At 62.0% G+C, this 21,660-nt stretch carries 22 protein-coding genes, 1 tRNA gene, 1 other RNA gene and 1 riboswitch; of the genes, 11 read left to right on the top strand and 13 right to left on the bottom strand.

All coding sequences use genetic code 11. From position 1 onward, the window contains the following. Window positions 1-24 precede the first annotated feature (24 nt). Both KJJ24_RS11045 and thiC read left to right on the top strand, forming a co-directional pair. Entirely contained in the window at window positions 25-615 is a 591-nt protein-coding gene (locus tag KJJ24_RS11045; RefSeq protein ID WP_214338723.1) for a HEAT repeat domain-containing protein, read from the top strand. 38 nt (window positions 616-653) lie between these two features. After that, window positions 654-748, top strand: a riboswitch (TPP riboswitch). 58 nt (window positions 749-806) lie between these two features. Next, window positions 807-2,189: a phosphomethylpyrimidine synthase ThiC gene (gene thiC / locus KJJ24_RS11040; protein ID WP_214338721.1), complete on the top strand. Its 1,383-nt coding sequence runs from the start codon at window positions 807-809 to the stop codon at window positions 2,187-2,189. On the opposite strand, the gene KJJ24_RS11035 is transcribed toward thiC, so the two are convergent. The 4 genes from KJJ24_RS11035 to acpP all read right to left on the bottom strand — a co-directional run bounded on the left by KJJ24_RS11035 (window position 2,179) and on the right by acpP (window position 6,294). Then, a complete protein-coding gene (locus KJJ24_RS11035; RefSeq protein ID WP_214338719.1) occupies window positions 2,179-2,676 on the bottom strand; it encodes an ureidoglycolate lyase in 498 nt (165 codons plus the stop codon). The two genes, thiC and KJJ24_RS11035, sit on opposite strands and share 11 nt — an antisense overlap. Window positions 2,677-2,737: 61 nt before the next feature. Continuing rightward, entirely contained in the window at window positions 2,738-4,753 is a 2,016-nt protein-coding gene (tkt, locus tag KJJ24_RS11030; RefSeq protein WP_214338717.1) for a transketolase, read from the bottom strand. A 43-nt stretch (window positions 4,754-4,796) separates the two neighbouring features. Then, entirely contained in the window at window positions 4,797-6,044 is a 1,248-nt protein-coding gene (gene fabF, locus KJJ24_RS11025) for a beta-ketoacyl-ACP synthase II (RefSeq protein WP_214338715.1), read from the bottom strand. Between the two features lie 7 nt (window positions 6,045-6,051). Next, window positions 6,052-6,294: an acyl carrier protein gene (gene acpP / locus KJJ24_RS11020; protein ID WP_010312348.1), complete on the bottom strand. Its 243-nt coding sequence runs from the start codon at window positions 6,292-6,294 to the stop codon at window positions 6,052-6,054. Between the two features lie 129 nt (window positions 6,295-6,423). Between acpP and psaC the strand changes: the two genes are divergently transcribed. The 3 genes from psaC (at window position 6,424) to galE (ending at window position 9,709) form a co-directional block, all read left to right on the top strand. Further along, window positions 6,424-6,669 (top strand): photosystem I iron-sulfur center protein PsaC, encoded by a 246-nt coding sequence (gene psaC, locus KJJ24_RS11015; RefSeq protein WP_006850103.1) that lies wholly within the window; start codon window positions 6,424-6,426, stop codon window positions 6,667-6,669. Between the two features lie 94 nt (window positions 6,670-6,763). Next, entirely contained in the window at window positions 6,764-8,656 is a 1,893-nt protein-coding gene (gene glmS / locus KJJ24_RS11010; protein WP_214338713.1) for a glutamine--fructose-6-phosphate transaminase (isomerizing), read from the top strand. Window positions 8,657-8,665: 9 nt separating this feature from the next. Beyond that, window positions 8,666-9,709: a UDP-glucose 4-epimerase GalE gene (galE, locus tag KJJ24_RS11005; protein WP_214338711.1), complete on the top strand. Its 1,044-nt coding sequence runs from the start codon at window positions 8,666-8,668 to the stop codon at window positions 9,707-9,709. Window positions 9,710-9,771: 62 nt separating this feature from the next. On the opposite strand, the gene KJJ24_RS11000 is transcribed toward galE, so the two are convergent. Further along, on the bottom strand, window positions 9,772-11,250 hold the full coding sequence (locus KJJ24_RS11000) for a mannose-1-phosphate guanylyltransferase/mannose-6-phosphate isomerase (RefSeq protein WP_214338709.1): 1,479 nt from the start codon (window positions 11,248-11,250) through the stop codon (window positions 9,772-9,774). A gap of 69 nt (window positions 11,251-11,319) precedes the next feature. Then, the gene (gene rimM / locus KJJ24_RS10995) at window positions 11,320-11,946 is read right to left on the bottom strand and encodes a ribosome maturation factor RimM (protein WP_214338707.1); all 627 of its coding nucleotides are present in this window, start codon (window positions 11,944-11,946) and stop codon (window positions 11,320-11,322) included. A gap of 56 nt (window positions 11,947-12,002) precedes the next feature. On the opposite strand from rimM, the gene KJJ24_RS10990 reads away from it, so the two are divergent. Continuing rightward, a complete protein-coding gene (locus KJJ24_RS10990; RefSeq protein ID WP_214338705.1) occupies window positions 12,003-12,185 on the top strand; it encodes an NAD(P)H dehydrogenase subunit NdhS in 183 nt (60 codons plus the stop codon). Here the strand turns inward: KJJ24_RS10990 and rnc are convergent. From rnc to rnpB, 3 genes are all read right to left on the bottom strand, one after another. After that, the gene (gene rnc / locus KJJ24_RS10985; protein ID WP_214338703.1) at window positions 12,163-12,906 is read right to left on the bottom strand and encodes a ribonuclease III; all 744 of its coding nucleotides are present in this window, start codon (window positions 12,904-12,906) and stop codon (window positions 12,163-12,165) included. The two genes, KJJ24_RS10990 and rnc, sit on opposite strands and share 23 nt — an antisense overlap. Before the next feature lie 25 nt (window positions 12,907-12,931). Continuing rightward, entirely contained in the window at window positions 12,932-14,356 is a 1,425-nt protein-coding gene (locus KJJ24_RS10980; protein ID WP_250544652.1) for a DUF2079 domain-containing protein, read from the bottom strand. Between the two features lie 29 nt (window positions 14,357-14,385). Beyond that, window positions 14,386-14,764: RNase P RNA component class A (rnpB, locus tag KJJ24_RS10975), an RNA gene on the bottom strand. 34 nt (window positions 14,765-14,798) lie between these two features. Here rnpB and KJJ24_RS10970 point away from each other — a divergent pair. Further along, window positions 14,799-14,872 (top strand) — tRNA-Arg (locus tag KJJ24_RS10970). Between the two features lie 140 nt (window positions 14,873-15,012). Beyond that, entirely contained in the window at window positions 15,013-16,092 is a 1,080-nt protein-coding gene (locus tag KJJ24_RS10965; protein ID WP_214338701.1) for a hypothetical protein, read from the top strand. A 299-nt stretch (window positions 16,093-16,391) separates the two neighbouring features. Here KJJ24_RS10965 and KJJ24_RS10960 read toward each other — a convergent pair whose 3' ends face one another. The 3 genes from KJJ24_RS10960 to KJJ24_RS10950 form a co-directional block, all read right to left on the bottom strand. Continuing rightward, a complete protein-coding gene (locus KJJ24_RS10960) occupies window positions 16,392-18,308 on the bottom strand; it encodes a choice-of-anchor U domain-containing protein (protein ID WP_214338700.1) in 1,917 nt (638 codons plus the stop codon). Between the two features lie 241 nt (window positions 18,309-18,549). Then, entirely contained in the window at window positions 18,550-19,071 is a 522-nt protein-coding gene (locus tag KJJ24_RS10955) for a transposase (RefSeq protein ID WP_250544650.1), read from the bottom strand. Beyond that, the gene (locus KJJ24_RS10950; protein ID WP_214338698.1) at window positions 19,068-19,343 is read right to left on the bottom strand and encodes a hypothetical protein; all 276 of its coding nucleotides are present in this window, start codon (window positions 19,341-19,343) and stop codon (window positions 19,068-19,070) included. The genes KJJ24_RS10955 and KJJ24_RS10950 overlap by 4 nt, the downstream gene beginning before the upstream one ends. A gap of 97 nt (window positions 19,344-19,440) precedes the next feature. On the opposite strand from KJJ24_RS10950, the gene KJJ24_RS10945 reads away from it, so the two are divergent. Continuing rightward, the gene (locus tag KJJ24_RS10945; RefSeq protein ID WP_214338696.1) at window positions 19,441-19,689 is read left to right on the top strand and encodes a hypothetical protein; all 249 of its coding nucleotides are present in this window, start codon (window positions 19,441-19,443) and stop codon (window positions 19,687-19,689) included. Between the two features lie 122 nt (window positions 19,690-19,811). Here KJJ24_RS10945 and KJJ24_RS10940 read toward each other — a convergent pair whose 3' ends face one another. Then, entirely contained in the window at window positions 19,812-20,009 is a 198-nt protein-coding gene (locus KJJ24_RS10940; protein ID WP_214338694.1) for a hypothetical protein, read from the bottom strand. 152 nt (window positions 20,010-20,161) lie between these two features. On the opposite strand from KJJ24_RS10940, the gene KJJ24_RS14980 reads away from it, so the two are divergent. Together KJJ24_RS14980 and KJJ24_RS10930 are read left to right on the top strand one after the other, a co-directional pair. Further along, window positions 20,162-20,902: a LuxR C-terminal-related transcriptional regulator gene (locus KJJ24_RS14980; RefSeq protein WP_250544648.1), complete on the top strand. Its 741-nt coding sequence runs from the start codon at window positions 20,162-20,164 to the stop codon at window positions 20,900-20,902. Between the two features lie 75 nt (window positions 20,903-20,977). Further along, window positions 20,978-21,646 carry a hypothetical protein gene (locus tag KJJ24_RS10930; protein ID WP_214338692.1) on the top strand — a complete coding sequence of 223 codons (669 nt, stop codon included), beginning with the start codon at window positions 20,978-20,980 and terminating at the stop codon, window positions 21,644-21,646. The last annotated feature ends 14 nt before the right edge of the window (window positions 21,647-21,660 follow it).

The raw sequence follows: 21,660 nt of genomic DNA, 5'->3' as shown, positions 1-21,660 counted from the left end.
GACTGAGCCCCACAGCGAGACGGCATGAACTTCGATGCACTGCGGGAGGCCATTGCCTCCGACAACCCAGGCCGCGCTCGTCCCGCCCTGGCCAGCCTGGTGGAGGCCACTCCAGAGCAGGCGGAACCGCTGCTGCTGCTTGGGCTGCAGCAGAGCGACATGCTGCTGCGCCAGCTCAGCTGCTCTGGCCTCGGCCATAAGCCCACCCCCGCCGGCTGGGAGCCCTTGGTTCACACCCTTCGCCACGACCCTGAGGTGGCTGTGCGGGCGGAAGCCGCCAACGCCCTGGTGAGCCACGGCCTGCAGCGCGCCTGGCCCCTGTTGCTGGAGGCTTTTCAGCGGGAACACGAATGGTTGCTGCGCTGCAGCGTGCTCTCCGCCGTGGCGGAGCACCCTGAGATGGCGGCCGATCAGTTGCTGGAGATTGGCCGGCTGGCGGTGGCCGATGCCGATGGCACGGTGCGGGTGGGCGGTACGGAGGTCCTGGGCCGCCTCGCTCGGGAGGGTGCGCCCGAGGCGTCTGAGGTGGCGGAGGCGCGGGCCTTGCTGGCTCAGCTCCAACACGACAGCGATCACCGGGTGGTGGGTGCCGCCCTGAATGGTCTGCAGGCCTAGGCGCTGCGGCCGGCTGGATGACGGCCTTGCTAGGTTTCGAGTGTCACTAGGGGTGCCCCTGCTTGGGGCTGAGATCACACCCTCCGAACCTGATCCGGGTCATGCCGGCGCAGGGAAGTGAGAAGAGAACCTCAGGCTGCGCCCCGTTGTTGCCGGTTTTGCCGGCTTCTTCACTTTCGCCGTAGCCCGTTATGCGTAGCGCCTGGATCGAGAAGCGCAAAGGCCAAGCCAATGTGTCTCAGATGCACTACGCCCGCCAAGGCGTGGTCACTGAGGAGATGGCCTTTGTGGCCAAGCGGGAGAACCTGCCTGAATCACTGGTGATGGAGGAGGTGGCGCGGGGTCGCATGATCATCCCGGCCAATATCAACCACCCCAACCTGGAGCCGATGGCGATCGGTATCGCCTCCAAGTGCAAGGTGAACGCCAACATCGGCGCATCTCCCAACGCCTCTGATGCCTCCGAGGAGGTGAAGAAGCTGCAGTTGGCGGTGAAGTACGGCGCCGACACCGTGATGGATCTCTCCACCGGTGGTGTGAACCTCGATGAGGTGCGCACGGCGATCATCAATGCGTCGCCAGTGCCCATCGGCACGGTGCCTGTCTATCAGGCCCTCGAGAGCGTGCACGGCTCAATCGAGCGCCTCTCAGAAGACGACTTCCTGCACATCATCGAAAAGCATTGCCAGCAGGGGGTTGATTACCAAACCATCCACGCTGGCTTGCTGATTGAGCACCTGCCCAAGGTGAAGGGCCGCCTCACCGGCATCGTGAGCCGTGGCGGCGGCATCCTGGCGCAGTGGATGCTGTACCACCACAAGCAGAACCCTCTGTTCACGCGCTTCGACGACATCTGCGAGATCTTCAAGCGCTACGACTGCACCTTCTCCCTGGGTGACTCGCTGCGGCCTGGTTGCCAGCACGACGCCTCTGATGCGGCGCAGTTGGCCGAGCTCAAGACCCTGGGTGAACTCACTCGCCGTGCCTGGAAGCACGACGTGCAGGTGATGGTGGAAGGCCCTGGACATGTGCCGTTGGACCAGATCGAGTTCAACGTGAAGAAGCAGATGGAGGAGTGCAACGAGGCTCCCTTCTATGTGCTCGGCCCCCTCGTGACCGACATCGCCCCTGGCTACGACCACATCACCTCTGCCATCGGTGCGGCGATGGCCGGTTGGCATGGCACCGCGATGCTGTGCTACGTCACCCCGAAGGAGCACCTCGGCTTGCCCAATGCCGAAGACGTGCGCGAGGGCCTCATTGCCTACAAGATCGCAGCCCACGCCGCTGATATTGCCCGTCATCGTCCCGGCGCCCGCGACCGCGACGACGAGCTGAGCCGCGCCCGCTACGCCTTCGACTGGAACAAGCAGTTTGAGCTGTCCTTAGATCCAGAGCGGGCCCGCGAGTATCACGACGAAACGCTGCCAGCTGACATCTACAAGCAGGCTGAGTTTTGCTCGATGTGTGGCCCCAAGCACTGCCCGATGCAGACCAAGATCACTGACAAAGATCTGGAAGGCCTCGAGCAGGTGCTGGCCGAGCAGCAGAAGGCGGCTGTGGTTACGGGCTGATCTCAGCTTCCTGCCCAGGGAGCAACGGCAGGGTGAATCGGTCTGTGGAGTTGGTGTTGCGCAGTTCCAAATTGCAAAACACCAGCTCTGCTGGGCTTTCAAACAGGGGGCCTGCATGCCAGGTGCCACGGTGCAGTTTGAGGATGCAGCGCGGCGGCACCGTGAAGGCTCGCACCTCTGTTGTGGCATCGATTGGCTGCTCGGCTGAATGACTGGCCGGCGCCACGGCGATCTGCCATGGGTAGGGCTCCATCACGCCCAGGCACTGGGTCACCTGACGGTGGGCGGCAAGCTCCTGCACCCGCAGTGGCTTTGCCGCTAGCCGCATCAGATAGAGCCGAGGCAGGCCTTGGTTTAAATCCAGTTCGGCATCGCCAAGTTGCCAGTCGAGTGCGTCGGGCTCGGGCCAGATCACCTGTCCGAAAGGTGCAAACGCCTCGCTGCTCAGTGGGGTGGCTGCTAACTGAATCACGGCCCTGGACTCCAACGCATTGGCAAGAAAAAAGCCCCGACTCAGTCGGGGCCACAGGATGCTGCGCGCCGGGTGATCAGCCCAGGGCCTTGGCCTTGGCCACCACGTTGTCCACGGTGAAGCCGAACTTCTCAAGCAGCAGCGGGCCGGGGGCGGAGGCGCCGAAGCGGTCGATCGACACGCTGTCGCCGTCGAAGCCGGTGAACTTGTGCCAGCCGAAGCTGCTGGAGGCTTCCACCACCAGGCGCTTGCGGCAGGCGGCGGGCAGCACGCTCTCGCGATAAGCGGCGTCTTGCTCTTCGAACAGCTCCACGCAGGGCATCGACACCACGCGCACGTTCTTGCCTTCGGCGCGCAGCTGGGCTGCCGCCTTCACGCAGAGATCGAGCTCGGTACCGGTGCCGATCAGGATCAGGTCGGGGGTGCCGTTGCTGTCTTCAAGGATGTAGCCACCCTTGGCCACGTGGCCGGCCTTGGAGCCAGCCTGGTTAGCCATGGCCTGACGGCTGAGGAACAGCACGGTGGGGCGGTGGCGGTTGGCCACGGCTACCTGGTAGGCACCGCTGGTTTCGTTGCCGTCGCCGGGACGCATCACCAGCATGTTGGGGATCGCGCGCAGGCTGGCCAGGGTTTCGATCGGCTGGTGGGTGGGGCCGTCTTCACCCAGGCCGATGGAGTCGTGGGTGAGCACGTAGATCACACCCAGTTCGCTCAGGGCCGAGAGGCGCATGGCGCCGAGCATGTAGCCGGCGAACACGGCGAAGGTGCCGCCGTAGGGCACCAGACCGCTGCCGTGATAAGCGAGGCCATTGAGGATGGCGCCCATGGCGTGCTCGCGCACACCGAAGTGCAGGTAGCGGTTGGCTTCAGCACCCTTCTGGAAACCACCCTCACCTTTGATGTCGGTGAGGTTGGAGTGGGTGAGGTCGGCGGAACCACCGATCAGCTCGGGCAGGTTGGGGCCGATGGCGTTGAGGCAGTTGTAGGAGTGCTGGCGTGTGGCCAGGCCCTTGTCATCAGCGCTGTAGCTGGGGAGGCCTGCATCCCAGCCCTGGGGCAGCTCACCACGCAGCTGACGCTCGAACTGGGCGGCTTCGGTGGGGTACTTGGCGCGGTAGTCGGCCAGGGTGGCGTTCCAGGCGCCTTCGGCGGCAGCACCGCGCTCGATCGCCTGGCGCCATTGGTTGTACGACTCCTGGGGCACTTCGAACTCGCCGTACTCCCAGCCCAGGTTCTTGCGGGTGAGGGCGGCTTCATCAGCGCCGAGGGCAGCACCATGCACACCGGCGGTGTTGGCTTTGTTGGGGGAGCCGTAGCCGATGGTGGTGGTCACCTTGATCATCGACGGACGATCGGTGACAGCCTTGGCTTCCTCGATGGCCTTGGCGATCCCAGCCAGGTCAGTGTTGCCGTCTTGCACGTGGATGGTGTGCCAGCCGTAGGCCTCGTAGCGCTTCAGCACATCCTCGGTGAAGGAAACATTGGTGTTTCCGTCGATGGTGATGTGGTTGTCGTCGTAGAGGGCGATCAGCTTGCCCAAGCCCAGGTGGCCGGCCAGGGAGGCGGCTTCGCCGCTCACACCTTCCTGGTGGCAGCCGTCGCCCATGATCACGTAGGTGGTGTGATCAACGAGCGTGCAATCGGGCTTGTTGAACTTGGCCGCCAGATGGGCTTCGGCCATGGCCAGACCCACGGCGTTGGCAATGCCCTGACCGAGAGGGCCGGTGGTGACTTCCACACCGGCGGTCTCGAAGGTTTCGGGGTGACCGGGGGTCTTGGATCCCCACTGGCGGAACTGCTTGATGTCCTCGATGGTCACCGAGTCGTAACCGCTCAGGTGCAGCAGCGCGTAGAGCAGCATGCAGCCGTGGCCGGCTGAGAGCACAAAGCGGTCGCGGTTGAACCACTTGGGATTCTTGGGGTTGTGCTTGAGGAACTTGTCCCACAGGGTGTAGGCCATGGGCGCGCAACCCATCGGCAGACCCGGGTGGCCCGAGTTGCTCTTGTTGATCGCGTCGACCGCCAGGAAGCGGATGCTGTTGACGCAAAGGGAGTCGACGGACTGGTTTCCAGCGACGGGTGCGGCGACCATGGGGATACGGGTAGGGAGAAGGTGTGAGGGGCTGAGCCGCGGACTAGTTCAGTCGGCGGAAGGCCAGACAAACGTTGTGGCCGCCGAATCCGAAGGAGTTGGACAGCACCACATCCAGTTTGTGTTCCCGGGCTTGATTGGGAACGACATCCAGATCACAGGCAGGATCCGGATTTTGGTAGTTGATGGTAGGCGGCACCAAACTGTGGCCAATGGCCAGTACGGCGGCCACGGCTTCAATGCCGCCGCTGCCGCCCAACAGGTGGCCGGTCATCGATTTGGTGGAGCTCACCGGGATCTGGCGGGCACGCTCACCCAGCGATGCCTTGATCGCTGAGGTCTCGTTGGAATCGTTGGCGGGGGTGCTGGTGCCGTGGGCGTTCACGTAGTCAACGTCTTCGGCTTCCAGCCGCGCATCGCGAAGCGCCAGCCGCATCGCCTCAGCACCGCCAACACCGCCTGGTGAAGGGGAGGTGATGTGGTGGGCATCGCAGGTCATGCCGTAGCCCACGATCTCCGCGAGGATCTTGGCGCCCCGGGCCTGAGCGTGCTCGAGGCTTTCGATCACCAGCACACCGGCACCCTCGCCGATCACGAAGCCATCGCGCTCGGCATCGAAGGGACGGCTTGCGGTAGCGGGGTCGTCGTTGCGGAAGGAGAGCGCCTTGGCGCTGGCGAAACCAGCCACACCAAGGGGGGTGATCGCCGATTCCGCGCCGCCGCACACCATCGCATCGGCGTGGCCGAGCTGGATCAGGCGGAAGGCATCACCAATGGCATTGGATCCGGCCGCACACGCTGTCGCCACGGCCGTGCTTGGGCCTTTGGCCCCGATGGCAATCGCCGTCAGGCCTGTGGCCATGTTGGGGATCATCATCGGCACCGTGAACGGGCTCACCCGCGATGGACCCTTGTCGGCCAGCACATGGGCCTGGGTTTCCATCATCAGTAGCCCGCCCACGCCCGAGCCGATGGCGGTGCCCACTCGGTGAGCGTTGCTGTCGTCGATTGTGAGGCCAGCATCGGCCACGGCCTGCTTGGCCGCCACCACGCCGAACTGGCAAAAACGATCCCAGCGCTTGGCTTCCTTCGGCTCGATGTAGGCGGAGGGATCGAAATCCTTCACCTCAGCGGCAAAGCGGCAGGCGTGAGCAGAGGCGTCGAACAAGGTGATCGCAGCCACCCCGTTGCGCCCGGCGCTCAAGCCTTCCCAGTACGAAGCAACGTTGTTGCCGATCGGTGTAACCGCGCCGAGACCTGTAACGACGACGCGGTGGAGACCCTCCACCATCAGTTCCTCAGGCCTGCTTGTCCTGGATGTACTTCACGGCGTCGCCCACGGTGGCGATGCCTTCAGCGGCTTCGTCGGGAATTTCGATGTCGAAGGCTTCTTCAAGCGCCATCACCAGCTCAACGGTGTCGAGCGAGTCAGCGCCCAGATCGTTCTGGAAGTTGGATTCCGGCTTCACTTCGCCGGCGTCAACGCTCAGTTGCTCGACAACAATCGAGCGGACTTTCTCGAAGATCGCTTCCTGGGACATGGCCGGTGTGGCGGACGCCGCATCCTACGGGGCGGCCCGCAGCGGCCCTGCACCGTATGAACAAGGGTGACGGAGCTGCAGGAGCAACCGTTGGGCGTGGGTACTTTGGGCGTCGCGTCCCGAGGCGACATGTCCCACGCCGTCAAGATCTACGACACCTGCATCGGTTGCACCCAGTGCGTGCGTGCCTGTCCTCTCGATGTGCTCGAGATGGTCCCCTGGGATGGCTGCAAGGCCGGTCAGATTGCCTCGTCACCGCGCACCGAAGATTGCGTTGGTTGCAAGCGTTGCGAAACCGCTTGTCCCACTGATTTCCTCTCCATTCGCGTGTATCTCGGCGACGAGACCACCCGCTCGATGGGTCTGGCCTACTGAGGCGGATCTGAAGCGGCCTGCGGCTGGCTCAGCTGCAGTGTTCTCATAAGCTCAGGCCCGGCTCTGGCCGGGCTTTTTTGTAGTTGGCAGCGTTATGTGCGGCATCGTTGCGGTGATCGGTTCGCGCGAAGCGGCCCCCCTGCTGCTGGAGGGTTTGCGTCAGCTGGAATACCGCGGCTATGACTCGGCCGGCATCGCCACGGTGAACGGTGAGCGGCAGCTGAGCTGCCTGCGGGCAGAAGGGAAGTTGGTGAACCTCACCCAGCGATTTGAGGCCCAGGGCGCGGTGGGTCAATGCGGCATCGGCCACACCCGCTGGGCGACGCACGGCAAACCAGAAGAGCGCAACGCCCACCCGCACCTCGATAGCCCTGGCCGGGTGGCAGTGGTGCAGAACGGCATCATTGAGAACTACCGCACGCTCAGGGAAGAGCTGCAGGCAGAAGGGGTGGTGTTCCGCTCCGAGACGGATACCGAAGTGATCCCCCACCTGCTCAGCCGTGAGCTGGGCCGGCTGGTGGCGGCCGGTGGTAAGCCGAGCGGAGCACTGCTGCTGCAGGCGGTGCAGGCCGTGTTGCCGCGGTTGCATGGGGCCTATGCGCTGGCGGTGGTGTGGGCGGAGTTGCCTGGCGCCCTGGTGGTGGCCCGTAAGGCAGCACCGCTGTTGATCGGCCTGGGAGAAGGCGAATTCCTCTGCGCCAGCGACACCCCGGCCCTGGCGGGATTCACGCGCACGATCCTGCCGCTGGAAGACGGCGAAGTGGCACTGCTCACCCCCCTGGGGATCGAGCTCTACGACGCCGCTGGTGATCGGGTGCAGCGCACACCGAGCCTGCTGAGCGGCACTGAGCACGTGGCGGACAAGCGCAGTTTCCGCCACTTCATGCTGAAGGAGATCCACGAGCAACCGGAAACGGCGGCGCTGTGGGTGGCACGGCATCTGCCGGAGAGTGGCCCCCTGGTGGCACTCCCCCTCGCAGAGTCTGTGTTTGAGGGGGTGGAGCGGATCCAGATCCTGGCCTGCGGCACCAGCCGCCACGCCGCCCAGGTGGGTGCCTATTTGCTGGAGCAGCTGGCGGGGATTCCCACCAGCGTGTTTTACGCCAGTGAATTCCGCTATGCCCCGCCGCCGCTGGGGCCGAACACGCTCACGATCGGCGTGACCCAGTCGGGGGAAACGGCCGACACGCTGGCGGCGCTGGCGATGGAGCAGGAGCGGCGCCGGGCCGTTGCCGATCCGGCGTATGCGCCGCGGCTGCTGGGCATCACCAACCGCCCGGAGAGCTCCCTGGGCCGACTGGTGGATCAGATCCTCGACATCGGGGCTGGCATCGAGGTGGGGGTGGCGGCCACCAAGACCTTCCTGGGTCAGCTATTGGCGTTTTACGGATTGGCGCTGGCTTTTGCTGAACGCCGCGGCGGCGGTGCCACGGGCCATGGCCCGGAGCAGCTGCGTCAGCTGGCGGCTGGTCTGCGGGCCCTACCGGCACAGCTGCGGGAACTGGTGGATGACCATGACCGCCGCTGTGAGCAGCTGGCGCACCTGTTTGCCGACACGCAAGACGTGATCTTCCTGGGGCGCGGCATCAACTATCCGATCGCGCTTGAGGGTGCCTTGAAGCTCAAGGAGATCAGCTACATCCACGCCGAGGGCTATCCGGCTGGTGAGATGAAGCACGGCCCGATCGCCTTGCTGGATGCGCGGGTGCCGGTGGTATCGATCGCGGTGCCGGGCACGGTGTTCGACAAGGTGCTCAGCAACGCCCAAGAGGCCAAGGCGCGCGATGCGCAGCTGATTGGCGTGGCGCCCGATTGCGCCGATGCGGAGCTGTTCGACACACTGCTGCCGGTCCCCACGGTGGATGAGCTGCTCAGCCCGTTGCTAACGGTGATTCCAATGCAGCTGTTGAGCTACCACATTGCGGCACATCGTGGCCTGGATGTGGATCAGCCGCGCAATCTCGCTAAAAGCGTGACGGTGGAGTGAACCCAAGCCATGACCCAGATCCTGATCACTGGCGGCGCGGGTTTTATTGGTAGTCACACCTGCCTGGTGCTCCTTGAAGCCGGCCATCAGCTGGTTGTTCTCGACAATTTCGCCAATAGTTCCCCGGAAGCTCTCAAGCGTGTGGCGCGACTCGCTGGCCCCGCTGCTGCCGGGCGTCTGCAAGTGATTGAGGGTGATATCCGCGATCCAGCTGATCTTGAGCGTGCCTTTGCGGCTGGAGTAGCTGCGGGGGCACCCATCCAGGCCGTGATTCACTTTGCTGGTCTCAAGGCTGTTGGCGAATCAGTCGCTGAACCCCTGCGCTATTGGGACGTCAATGTGACTGGGAGCCAACAGCTCCTTGCCGCAATGGTGAAACATGGTTGCCGCACGCTGGTGTTCAGCAGCAGCGCCACGCTGTATGGATATCCAGATTCGGTTCCCATACCGGAGGCGGCCCCCATCCGGCCCATTAATCCCTACGGCCACACCAAGGCCGCGGTGGAGCGCATGCTCGCCGATCTGGTGGCGAGTGAAGCGGGGTGGCGCATTGCCAGCCTGCGCTATTTCAATCCTGTGGGCGCTCATCCAAGCGGTTGTATCGGCGAAGATCCCAACGGCATTCCCAACAATCTGTTTCCATTCATCAGCCAGGTGGCGGTGGGGCGACGCGAACAGGTGCAGGTGTTCGGTGGCGATTGGCCCACTCCCGATGGAACCGGTGTGCGCGATTACATTCACGTGATGGATCTAGCCGAGGGGCACCTGGCTGCGCTCGAGGCCATGTTGGCCGGAGGTGATCAGTTGCTAACCCTCAATTTGGGCAGCGGTCAAGGTCATTCAGTGTTGGAGGTGATTGAGGCGTTCGCAGCCGCATGCGGCCATCCCATCCCGTATGTCATGGCCAGTCGCCGAGAGGGTGATGCTGCCATCACGGTGGCGGATCCAGCCGAGGCCCAACGACAACTGGGCTGGCAGACCAGGCGCAGCCTGAAGGACATTTGTTGTGATGGCTGGCTGTGGCAGAGCTCTAACCCCAATGGCTATGGATGATCAAAGCTCGGCGATTGAGAGACGAGATGCTGACTTGATTCAGCATTGAAGACGGGCTCGCTTCACTCTCCGCCGGCCTTTTTCGATGTTTCGGGTGTTTCGCTTCGCCCGTAGAGGTCTTCAAAGCGCACGATGTCGTCTTCGCCCAGATAAGGCCCGCTCTGCACTTCGATCATCTCCACCGGGATCTTGCCGGGATTGGAGAGCCGGTGTTTGCAGCCCAGCGGGATGTAGGTGCTCTGATTTTCGCCGACGAATTGCTCCTGGCCATCGCGTTCCACCACGGCTGTGCCTTGCACCACGATCCAGTGCTCGGCGCGGTGATGGTGTCTCTGCAGCGACAGGCTGGCGCCGGGATTCACCACAATCTTCTTCACCTGCCAGCGCTCACCTTCGGTGATGCCGTCGTAGCTGCCCCAGGGACGGTAGATGCGGCGGTGGGCCTTGCTCTCCGGTGCTCCTTCGCGCTCCAGCAGTCCCACGATCGTTTTCACATCTTGAGCGCGGTCGCGGTGGGCCACCAGCACCACGTCGTCGGTTTCCACCACCACGAGATTCTCCACGCCCAGGCCCACCACCAGGCGGTGCTCACTGCGCAGATAGCAGTTGCTGCTGGCCTCGCTGATCACGCGGCCGCGCAGCACGTTGCCGCAGGCATCTTGCTCGGCTGTTTCCCACAGGGCACTCCAGCTGCCCACATCGCTCCAGCCGGCGTTCAAGGGCAGCACAGCGCCCCTGTCGGTGCGCTCCATCACCGCCACGTCGATGGCCACGTTGGGGCAGCCGGCAAAGGCCTCCCGCTCCAGCCGCAGGAAATCCAGGTCTTCGCTGTCGTGCTCGAGAGCTGCGCGGCAGGCGCTCACCACCTCCGGGGCCAGTCGCTCCAGCTCCGCCAGAATTGCGCTGGCTTTGAACAGGAACATGCCGCTGTTCCAGGTGAAGCGGCCACTAGCCAGAAACTGCTCGGCGGTGGCGCGATCCGGTTTCTCCACAAACCGCGCGATCGGCACCGGTGTGCTGGCAGCGGTTGGGTTGGCGTTGGTTAAGGGCTGCGCGGCCTCGATGTAGCCGTATCCCGTTTCGGGTGCGGTGGGCACGATGCCGAAGGTCACCAGCTGGCCGGCCTCGGCAGTGGCCATGCCCGCTTCCACGGCACTGCGGAAGCCGGCTGCATCGCGGATCAGGTGGTCGGCCGCCAGCACCAGCAGCAGCGGGTCATCGCCACTGGCGGTGGCCTGCAGGGCGGCCACTGCCACGGCCGGGGCGGTGTTGCGGCCCATCGGCTCCAGCAGGATGGCCGCAGGCTCCACGCCGATCTGGCGCATCTGCTCAGCCACGATGAAGCGGTGGTCTTCGTTGCAGATCAGCAGCGGTGGCCGCAGGCCCTGAATGCCGCTCAGTCGCTGGTGGGTCTGCTGCAGGAGGGTGTCGTCACCATCGCCCCCAAGAGCCCAGTACTGCTTGGGATAGCTGGCGCGCGAGAGGGGCCACAGCCGCGTGCCGGTGCCGCCGCAGAGGATCACGGGAACGAGGCCTGGCATGGGCGGGCTTGGCACGAAGCCATCTCAGCTTGCAACTATTCCAGCCCAAGCCCGCAACCCTGCAACCGATTAGCGGCTCTCCGGCATGTTGTTTGGAGCAGCCTCCTCGGCCTGGGCATCGGTGTCGGTGCGGGCTCCCAGGTCCAGCAGGCCCGGTGGCGGCGTGATCCCGATCCAGCCCGCCTCGAGCTGCACCTCGGGCACGATCGCTTCCACAAAGGGAATCCACAACGGCGTGCCGCCGCTGGCTGGTTCCACCTCCAGCAGATCGTTGCCGGCGTGGATCAGATCCTTCACCGTGCCAATGCAGCGCCCGGGTTGTGGCTGGCCCTGGGGATCGGTGCCTTCCAATAGCCGCACCTCCAGGCCCACCAGATCCATCAGGTGAAACTCGCCTGAGGCGAGTTTGGGGCGATCGGCTGCGGGGACCATTAGCTCCTGCCCCACCAACGCTTCGGCGCCGCTGCGGTCGTTGACGCCCTCTAGCTGGATCACGAACAGTTCTTTGCCCGGCAACTGGCGCCCGCTGAGCAGCGTCACCTCCCGGGCTGCGCCGTCGCGCGTTTGAAGCCAGCGGGGGCCGGGGCGGGTGAAGCGCTCGGGAAAGTCGCTCATGGGGTTCACCCGCAGTTCACCGCGCAGGCCCTGGGCGGACACCACCCGGCCCACCACCAGCAGCTCTTGCTCCTCGGCCATGGGCCCACCCCGCACCATCAGCCTCGATAATGGCTGTGCACGCGCGCGCCGCACCCATGGCTGACACCCTGCCGATCCTGCCGGGCTCCACCGTGGTAGTTCGCGATGTCACCTCCATCTACAACGGCTACCAGGGCTTCGTGCAGCGCATCAGTGGCCGCAGCGCCGCCGTGCTGTTTGAAGGCGGCAACTGGGACAAGCTCGTGACCATGCCCCTCAGGATTCTCGAGCAGGCCTGATCTGCTCAAAAGCGGCGCGGGCGGCCTCCTGCTCGGCCTGGCGGCGGGAGCCTCCCCAGCCTTCGGCCGAGGGTGCGTTTTTGAGGGTCACGCGGCAGTGGAAGCGGCGGGGGTCGCCGTGGCGTTGGCTTTTTTCGGTCGTGCGGTAATCGGGTAAGCCCAGACCCTTGGCCTGGCTCCATTCCTGCAAGGCAGATTTGCTGTTGCCTCGATGGGGATCGCTGAGCACGGCACTGCTGGTGTGCGCCCAGCTCGGTGTGAGCCAGCGATGGATCGGCTCCAGCGACCCAGAGGCGCGGTAGAGGGCTCCAATCAGGGCTTCGGTGGCTTCCGCCCGCAGGGTTGCGGCGGCGGTGGCGTCGCCGCTGGCTTTGTGGCCGATTCGGATTGCATCGCTGATTGCGATGGCCTCGCCCACGTCGGCCAGCCAGCGGTCACTCACCAGTTGCGAGCGCAGGGCTGAGCGCTCACCCACCGATAGCTGAGGGTGGTGGCGCTCGAGATATTCACTGGCAGCCAGGCGCAGCACCGCATCCCCCAGAAACTCCAACTGCTCATGGTTGAGTGCTAGGCCGGCCGATGTGTGAGTGAGTGCCTCATCCACAGCCGAGAGCCCAGGAGCATCGGCTGCCTCAAAGGCAGGAGCAGAGGGATCGATCCCGATCCGCTGCAGCAGCCGTTGCAGTTGTTGCCTTCGCTCTGGGGTGAGGGTGTTGGGCATGGCAGCGGAGCGCTTCTACGCAGGCTCAGGGTTGGGAGCAGAGCACGATCGACGCATTGGCAGAACGGCATTCCATCTGGGCGGCTTCGGCCTGCTCGCGGATGCTGGCCACGGTGTCGCCAATCTTGGATCGCTTCACTGGCTTGAGCTTCCCGCCGATGTTGATGGGCACATCCGCTGCCGGCAGCACAATCCAGTTGTACTGATCCACCGCCCCGTAACCCGGTTTCTCCAACTGCTTCACCATGGGCCGCCCGGCCATGTGCGCGGCGTAATTGGCGATGGTGAGCACAGAATCGCTGGGCTGAATCAGCCGCTTCGCCTGCTGGAAATCCTTTGCTTCTTGTAGGCGCGGTAGATAACGGGAGCTGAAATACGACACCCGCCCGTAGCCCAGGAAAGCGGCCATCGCGAGCAGCAGCGTGGCGAGCACGATGCGCTTTGCCCGTTGCAGGCTGGGTGGATGGGCGTGGGTTAGGGCATCGATGCAGCCACCGATCAGGAAGGCCACGATGCCGATCGAATAGTGATGATTCAGTTCCCGCTGGATGCTCGAGGCGGAAATGATGTTGGTGAGATAGATCGGCGTGCAGCCCAGCAATGCTCTCCACGACGACCGGCCCATGAGTGCCAGGAAGGGCAGGGAGAGCCCGAGGCTGTAGAGCAGGATCGAATCCGGTGGCGCTTCGTTGAAGACCACCCATGGCCGTGTGACCAGGGTGGTGAGAATCTCGAGCTTGCTGTCGCCTAAGTAGGCCAGGCGAATACCCACGTGATCGCCACCCGCGGACGACAGTTCCGTGGCCACAAACCACCACAACAGCGAGATGGCCAACGTGATGCCGGCCCGTGCCCGTTGGCCCTTGGCCAGGGCGTAGAGACTGAGACCAATGCCAAAGAGGGCCTGGGCGTTCTTGGCGAACAGGGTGAGCAGCAGGCAGGGGTAGTAGAGCCAGCGTCTCTTTTGATCAGCCTCCCGGATCGCCACCAGCATCAGCGGCAGGGTGAGCACATCCGGGTGGAAATCCCCTCGATTCACCAGGAAGCAGTAGGGGGAGAGCACGATGGCGAGGGCCAGGGCCCAGGTGAGCCTGCGGCTGATGCCTTGGCGCAGGCATAGGTCAGCCGCAACAGCCGGCATGCTGCCCAGGGCGATCGATTGGAGCGCCAGCAACGTGTAGGCGTTGGGCGACAGCTTGTACACCAGCGAGATCGGCAGCAGCAGCAGGGAGAAGTGGTCCTGCAGAGGCGTGATGTTGCGCAGGCTGCTGATCTGGTTGATGTTGCCGTTGGCAATCAGCCAATTGAACTGTTCGAAGATGCCCAGATCCCAGACCTGAGAGCCCAGCAGGTAGTGCTGAAGCGCTGTAGAGCTGAACAGCACGGCGGTGTAAAGCACCGCCAGGATCACGAACGGCTGCCTGGAGGGGTGGATCAGGGAGGACAACACCGCTGCTGGTTCAGGTGGTCTGGTGGAGAGGGTGAAAGCAGGACGTAAGCCGGGTTCTGTTCACCGGGCCGGGGTTGCCGGACCGGGGGTGATCATCTGTCTGGGACCACCGTTACCGGTGGCCTCGAGCGGCGCGCTTTGAGCGGGACGGGTGTCATGGCCAACCGTTGTCCCTGGGCCTTGCTCCTAGCCGGGGTTTACCGAGCCAGCACCTCTCGATGCTGCTGGTGCGCTCTTACCGCACCTTTGCACCCTTGCCTGTGCCCAGAGGGCCATCGGCGGTGTGTTTCTGTGGCACTCTCCTCACGGTCACCCGCACTGGGCGTTACCCAGCAAGCCTGGCCATTGGGGAGCCCGGACTTTCCTCAACCGACGCGGGCGCCGGTCGCGATCACCTCGCCTGCTTTCAAGCTCCATAATGCCGATGCGGCTGTCGCCGCAAGGGGCTGTAGCTCAGCCGGATAGAGCGACGGTTTCCTAAACCGTAGGTCGTGGGTTCGAGTCCCGCCAGCCCCGTAGCCAAAACCCATTGCAGCACAGGGGTTTTGGGGGGTGCTGGATTCTCCGCCTGGTTCGGCTGGGCCAGGATTGGAGGCAAAAGTGGTCAACTTTTGGTCAACCCAGAGCCGGTCAACCAGGCTCTCCGTCGGCGGGGGGTGCGCCTCACTGTTGAGCGCCTGAAGGACAGCCTGTGGCTGCGCGGCACGCTTCCAGAGCTCGACGGCAGCAAGAAGCGTCAACGCGTCAGCCTCGGGCTGAAAGCCACGCCTGGCGGCTTATTGGAGGCCGAGAGCCGAGCTGTAGCCCTTGCTGCTGCCATTGCATCTGGCACCTATCCGGCCTGCGGGCTGCCTTGGGATAGGGGCGGCGATGAAGAGCCATTGCCTGCGCTTCTGTCGCCCGTTGAGCCTGTCCAGCAGCAGCCGGTTGCCCACTGGGTTGACCGTTTTGCTGAATCGTTCTGGCTTGGTCGTGTACGGACCTCAGCGGCAGAGCGGACTTGGGCTCGTATTGATACAGAACTTCGCCGCTTGCCGCGGAGTGCCCTGATGAGCATGGAGTTGCTGACTGCGGTTGCCAGCACCACCAAGCCAGGGAGTCGATCTCGGTTGGAAGCCTGCAAGGTTTTCAAGCGCCTGGCCAACGTGGCCGACTTGGCAGGGCCGGAGCAGCTGGATGCGCTGCGTACTCCCTACGAACCAGCACCCAGGGACTTGCCCAGTGATGAAGAGCTCAGAATTTTTTTGGAGGCTGTGAGAGAGCACCCGAGATGGGGATGGGCAACAGCTGCTCTTGCCACTTATGGGTGCCGCCCTGCCGAAGTGTTTTCCTTGCGACCTGCTGATGACGGCACGGGACGAGTGCTCACTGTGAAACGTAAGGGGAAACAGCCAACCTGGCGAACAGCGCTTGCATTGCCTCCGGTGTGGTCTTCAGACTTTGACTTGGCCCATATTCAGCGTCCTTGGGAGTGCAGGAATCCGAGTATTTATGACAGCTCAACTGCTAAGAGGCTTGTTGAGCAGTGGGGGCGCTGGCTGCGTAGAAATCAACAAGAGATTCGGTTGTATGACCTGAGGCATGCCTGGGCTGTTCGCTCAATACGCCTGAATCTGAATGCTTCGCTTGCTGCAAAGTGCCTCGGTCACTCTGTGAGCGTTCACCATGAGACTTATCATCGTTGGATAGAGGGTGTCGATATCGCGGTGTTAGCTGCGAGTCTCAAGGGCTTTTAGGCTTGTCAATCTGCTGCTTTTGGTTGTTGATAACCCGGATGAGGTTGAACTCATCCTCGTCCAGGGGCTGGCGAGGGAATCGGTTCTTTAGCCGATGCGAGAATGGAAATGCTGCGGTGACTGAGGCAGAAGGGCAGGAGCGATCGGGATGTAGCGGAGCTCTATAGAACCTCAGCTGTTCCGGCACATCGGTAAGAGAAAGGAATTGAGTGCTGAAGCATGGGCCGATCAAAAAGCGAAAACCCGGTCACCTCAGTAAAAACTGGCGGCGACCGGGCATCAGCATTAGGGATAACGCCTCAGAGAACGAGATTGCTGGCGGTGATCAGAGCGTTGCCGTTGAGGTTCACAGCGAAGTCCGCGAGGCCGTCGCCGTTGGTGTCGGCTTCCAGCACAGAGCGCGTGGCGCGGAGTTCACCGGCGGTGCCGGAGAAGGCTTGTTTGCCGATGAAGGAGAGCATCTGCTGGCCTTCTGTGGTGCTGTCGCCATCGAAGGAGCTGAATACGAAGCGATCCACCTTGCCGAACTTCACGGTGTCGCGCTGGTCGATGGTGGATTCGGAAGCATCGGTGTAGTAGATGCGATCGCGATCTTTGCCGCCGGTGATCAGATCGGCGCCTTCTCCGCCGTAGAGGCCGTCCTTACCACGGGAGCCTTTGAGGATGTCGTTGCCGAGATCACCCACGAGCCAGTCGTTGCCTTTGAGGCCGCTGATGATGTTGGCGAGCACATTGCCGATCAGGCTGTCGCCGCGCTTGGTGCCGGTGATGATGCGCTCTCCGCTACCAAAGAAACCGGGGTCAACCACAGTGCCGTTGGCAACACCATCACCATCCCAATTGGGATCACCATCGGTAAGTGTGAGGCTGACGCCGTCGACAGTTCCATCACCGTCGCTGTCGATGAAGGTGTAGAGGGGATTGCCATTGGCATCCACAAACTCCTCAAAGCGATTGGTGCTGTAGTTGAAGCGCAGGTAGGCGTTGCCCGTGCCGGCAGGGAGACCGGAGGGGAAGCTGATGGTGGCTGTTGTGGTGCCACCGGGTGTGACACCCGCAGCGTTGAAGGAGATCACCCCCGCGAAGGCATTGGTGATGCCCTCGGGTGTGGTGGTGACAACAGTGCCTCCACCGACTGTGGTGACGGGGATAGAACCATCAGCTGCTGCGGTGCTCAGGGTGACGGCCTGAAGCTGAATACCATCTGGCACAACGAGGGCGCCGTAATCGCTGCCGGCAGCGCCGTCATTGATGAGGCGCAGACCCGCTACCTGGGTTTGGTCGGCATCGGAGATGCCGTCGCGGTTGCCATCCACGGTGGTGCCGTCGGCGGCGGTGACGACTTCACGGAGGCCATCACCGTCATCGTCGGTGGGTTGGATGTTGGTGCCGGCGGGAGCGGGGTCGGCGGGGGTGTTATCAACAACAACGGGTGCTGGTGAAGTAAAATCACCGCCACCACCACTATCTACTGGAGCCGCAGGAGCTCCTCCGCTGGCCAAGGTTGCGGCGTTAGAAAGCATCGCTGGGAGCACAAAAGTTACGTAATCAGATGTATTCTGAAATCCATTGACGTGCGGACCAGGACCCCAGTCTGTATTGAAACCGGCGCCGTAATAATCGAAGCCTACAAATAAGATCGCACCACTGCCATATTCAATCTTGCCCAGAACGCTATTCGCGTCAGATCCATCGTCATAGTATGACGTGTAAGTGCCGTTTGCTATTGAGGACGCATCAATCGAATCAGTTGCACTCGGGCCGACAAGAGTCGCCGGGCCTGAGTCAAAATCAGTACCCGAAGTATTTGAACTGTTCTTGCTCCAACTCGTGCCGGATGCCGAAGCAAGATTGAGGTTAAAGATTGTATTCAGAAAATCTACATCCTTGGAGCCAAAGGTGCCAGTTTGAACAATGACGCCGCCAGCATTGACATAATCGTGCAGTATAGTGACGGCTGCAGCTGGCAGAAAACTTGCATCAGTCGGATCAGGCACCTCCATGTCAGTCATGAAGAAATAGTCAGATCCAGATAGCTGGGTCTGAAGATTTGCGGTGTCGGTGAAATTAACGATTAAGTCGTTAATTGCATAGTCGCCTCCGTTGTCTATCTCATTTTGAACAATGGAGAGTAGATTGCTGTTTTCGTCACCTAGGTCTCCGACGCCAGAGCCGTTGATGTTGGGCTGATTGAAAACAGCAATAGTTGTGGGCATTGCAGCAAAGAAAGTGTCTCCTGATTGTACAAGCGTTTGCGGCTAAGCCAAGTCTTTAGGTGGCGAGTCTGCGTTTGTGGGGGACGAAATGACTGTGGTGGCGGGGATGCCCGCAGCTCATCCCCAGATGCGGGTCCGGGTCGCCAGCCTCGATCAGGCCATCGCTGCGGTGTCAGCGGCGCCGCCGGACCAAGTGTTTCTTGATCTGCATCTGGGTACGGCCCAGGGCTGATTCAAAATTTCAAAACGGGTTAAGTGCCGGCTGTCGCCTGACCATCGCCAGCAGTCCTTGGATGTCGTGCATCACGGCCTGCAGGCCTTCCCGGATTGAGTTGAATCCGGCTATTCGCAGCAGGTTCAGGGCTGCGGTGCGCAGCGTGGCCATCACGCCGGCACCGTTGCCGCGGTATCGGTGCTTGTCCTCCTGGAGCTGGGTATCGCGGATCCAGTGCCAGCTCTCCAGGCTCCATCGCTCTCTCGCCAGTTGCAGCAGTGCTTCTGGTGTGGTGCGCAGGCTCGTTAGGAAGAAGTGGTAGGCCTGAAACGGCTTGCTATCACGCATTCCCGTGGCGATCACTTCCACGATCCAGCTGGTGCCATGCCAATTCTCCTTGATGTGATCAGAAGCCTCTTTCGCCCGCAGGTTCCAGGTGATGTCACAGCCGTGGCTGATCTCGTGATCCGTTGCCAGGAAAGGGATCTTGCGTTTTCCATGCAGCTGATCGCCGATCTGCCGGTGCAGGGTTTTCTGGTTGGTTTTCACCGTCGGGAGGAAGTCAGCCCCCCGCTCCGTGAGCTGTCGAAAAACGCCTGCTGCATGTGGAGCGCATCCGCCTGGATGAGCACACCCTTGAGATCGAGCTCACCAAGCAGCTTTTGGAGTACAGCTCGTTTGCGGTCCTCGCTGGTCGCGTAGCAGGCCTTAGCGATCGCCACACCCAAGGCGGCGGAGTAGAGCGTCACTTGGGCAATGAACAATGAACCGCCGCCGCTGGTGGGCTCGATCGAACCACGCAGAGTTTTGCCATCGCACACCAGCTGGTCAAGTTCAGGGTGCCCGTTCGATTCAGCTACTCCAGTCCCGAGTGAAGAGGAAGGCTTCTGGCTCGATGGCCTCTGCCGTCAAAACTACGTGCCCTACGCGCTGGTGTTGTGGGTGGTGGCGATCCGCAAAGACTCGCCCCTGCAGCTGGCGGAGCGTGGCCGGTTTGGGCTGAGACGCCCGATGCGCGAGTGGGCTTCGCTGGTGAAGCTGATGTCGCTGCGCACTGTCGAGCGCGTGGAGCGTTCGCTCAAACCGCTGTTCGGTCACTGCTTTGAGCAGTCCCTGGCTTTGGGCCTCACGGCTGCGCGGGGTTTGCAGGAGCTGCTTATGAGCTGACAAAATCTCCCTGGCGGCAGCGGATTCAGGGTTCGGCTGATTGGCGGAGCCGAGTTTCTGGACTGGTTGTTGGTCTGTCAATGCTGCTGGCGTGGGCGCTAATAGGCGAACGGCTTAACCAGTCAGACTGTCTTTATCACCCTCGGTTGGCCTTCTGCGGTCAGGCCGGCTGCTTCTTCACACCTCTCGATGTCGGGCTTTTCTGGGACGTCAGCCGCGCTTTGAAGGCCATCAAAGGCTTCACCTTTGTCTTCGGGAGCCACGCCCACTGCGAGGCCTGTCTTTTTGCTGTGAAGTTTTGGCGGCTTGGGGCCTGCCATCTCCTTCACACCGGCTGCATGGCGAAGCACGTTGAGAATAGTGCTGCCCCAACGCCTTAACCTGGGCCTATTCCCCTGGCTGATGAAATAAATATTAGTTGTCACTGGTTCTTGTGAGGTGGCTTGGCGCATTCCAGGGGCGCTCCCGTAAGATGTTGGCGCATAAGTTTGTAAGTAGCATGGAAAAAATGGCTGGCTTTGCGCGTATGGCACCTGTAAAGCCAGTCGATATCGATATCATGGCTGTTATGGGCTCAATCGGAATGGGCTCTGGCTACGACATCATATTTGGGTCTGGCGATTACTATCAGGCCTACCTATTTGCCCTTTTTCATCGGAGTCTTGAGCAAACCACCGTCGTCGGTGCAGGGTGTAGTGAAGCAGAAGTCGAGGATCTAGCGAAAAGTTGTCAACGCCCTTGCGGTCTGCTAGTGAGTGACTGCATTGCAGGGATTCTCGGCGATGCGGGCGAAGTAATGGTGGAAAGAATCAAGGAGTGGAGCCCGAAGAGCATCGCTGTTCTGATTGCAAGCGAGCGAGGAGAAATGCTGTGGTCCCAGGGTCGCCTGGGCTGCTACGACGGTATCGTCTCCATCAACTCAGTTCATCGCGGCGGAGTCCTCCAGGCCCTCGAGCATGTTCTGGCAGGCAAAGGCCCCTACCGAGACAAGGCTTTGCGGTCGGCTCAGAAGGAACCCGAGGTCAAGCTGAGTGCCCGGGAGAGGCAAGTGCTCGCCTTATTGGCCAGAGGGATGACCAATAGGGAGATTGCCGCCTCCCTTTTCATTGCTGAGGTCACGGCCCGGGACTACGTCAGTGGCATCTATCGCAAGACAGACGCGGCCAACAGGGCTGAAGCCGCAGCCTGGGCCACGAAGCACGGGTACGGCTAAAGACCCTACGAATGCAGGGTTTCACGCTGGTGGCGGGTCGACGTAGACCTTCTGCGTCCTCAAAAAGCCACGCCGATGGCAACCACAAAGCGAACCGCCACTGACATCAACACCATGCCTGAGTGGAAAGCTGAGCGTCTGAATTACAAGACTCCGAAGGAGCGAGCACGCATCAACGAAAATGTGACTGTTGAGCAGCGTCTCGAGATTGTCGAAGAGCGCAAGATGCGCGAGGATAGCGAGAGGTTGACGCAGATTCACCCGAAGTTCACAGATGAGTCGCGTACTTACTCTGTTGTCTCCAGTCTTGCATTGTTCTTTGGCTCGCCGGTCGCTGCGGAGTTGACGAGCTCTGGGACGGTGGCGTATCAGCGCAACTCTCAAAACCTGATCAAGTGGCGGATCGATGAATTCTTTAAGAGTCGAGCAATTAATGATGTTACGATGTCAATCTGCGATGCCGTTCTTGGTGCTGATGATGAAGAGCTGATTCGAAAAGTCCATGCTCAAATCAATGATTCGAATGCGATTAGTGACCGCAAGAAGAAGAGCGTGAATCTATTCTTTGACAAGCTCTTCCAGTTCAGAACGGCCAGCCAGTCTCGTCGGAAAGAGGAGATCAAAGATAGTGCATGGAAGGGGTTGAATGTGCTTCCAGAGGATGAGCTAAAGGCCTTCCTGCAAAGCCGTGGCTATACATTTACAGGTTCGGCTGACGTGGGTGGTGTCTCGTCTCGAAATTGATGGTCTGGCACTGT

Source organism: Synechococcus sp. LA31, assembly GCF_018502385.1.
Lineage (GTDB): Bacteria > Cyanobacteriota > Cyanobacteriia > PCC-6307 > Cyanobiaceae > Vulcanococcus.
The sequence above is the reverse complement of the archived record's forward strand: the minus strand, read 5'-3'. Positions and strand labels throughout refer to the sequence as shown.

Excerpts from the sequence above, each read along its gene's own strand:
- KJJ24_RS11045 (WP_214338723.1), top strand. The coding sequence starts at position 25 with ATGAACTTCGATGCACTGCGGGAGGCCATTGCCTCCGACAACCCAGGC.
- thiC (WP_214338721.1), top strand. The coding sequence starts at position 807 with ATGCGTAGCGCCTGGATCGAGAAGCGCAAAGGCCAAGCCAATGTGTCT.
- tkt (WP_214338717.1), bottom strand. The coding sequence starts at position 4,753 with ATGGTCGCCGCACCCGTCGCTGGAAACCAGTCCGTCGACTCCCTTTGC.
- fabF (WP_214338715.1), bottom strand. The coding sequence starts at position 6,044 with ATGGTGGAGGGTCTCCACCGCGTCGTCGTTACAGGTCTCGGCGCGGTT.
- acpP (WP_010312348.1), bottom strand. The coding sequence starts at position 6,294 with ATGTCCCAGGAAGCGATCTTCGAGAAAGTCCGCTCGATTGTTGTCGAG.
- psaC (WP_006850103.1), top strand. The coding sequence starts at position 6,424 with ATGTCCCACGCCGTCAAGATCTACGACACCTGCATCGGTTGCACCCAG.
- glmS (WP_214338713.1), top strand. The coding sequence starts at position 6,764 with ATGTGCGGCATCGTTGCGGTGATCGGTTCGCGCGAAGCGGCCCCCCTG.
- galE (WP_214338711.1), top strand. The coding sequence starts at position 8,666 with ATGACCCAGATCCTGATCACTGGCGGCGCGGGTTTTATTGGTAGTCAC.
- KJJ24_RS11000 (WP_214338709.1), bottom strand. The coding sequence starts at position 11,250 with ATGCCAGGCCTCGTTCCCGTGATCCTCTGCGGCGGCACCGGCACGCGG.
- rimM (WP_214338707.1), bottom strand. The coding sequence starts at position 11,946 with ATGGCCGAGGAGCAAGAGCTGCTGGTGGTGGGCCGGGTGGTGTCCGCC.
- KJJ24_RS10990 (WP_214338705.1), top strand. The coding sequence starts at position 12,003 with ATGGCTGACACCCTGCCGATCCTGCCGGGCTCCACCGTGGTAGTTCGC.
- rnc (WP_214338703.1), bottom strand. The coding sequence starts at position 12,906 with ATGCCCAACACCCTCACCCCAGAGCGAAGGCAACAACTGCAACGGCTG.
- KJJ24_RS10960 (WP_214338700.1), bottom strand. The coding sequence starts at position 18,308 with ATGCCCACAACTATTGCTGTTTTCAATCAGCCCAACATCAACGGCTCT.
- KJJ24_RS10940 (WP_214338694.1), bottom strand. The coding sequence starts at position 20,009 with ATGGCAGGCCCCAAGCCGCCAAAACTTCACAGCAAAAAGACAGGCCTC.
- KJJ24_RS14980 (WP_250544648.1), top strand. The coding sequence starts at position 20,162 with ATGTTGGCGCATAAGTTTGTAAGTAGCATGGAAAAAATGGCTGGCTTT.
- KJJ24_RS10930 (WP_214338692.1), top strand. The coding sequence starts at position 20,978 with ATGGCAACCACAAAGCGAACCGCCACTGACATCAACACCATGCCTGAG.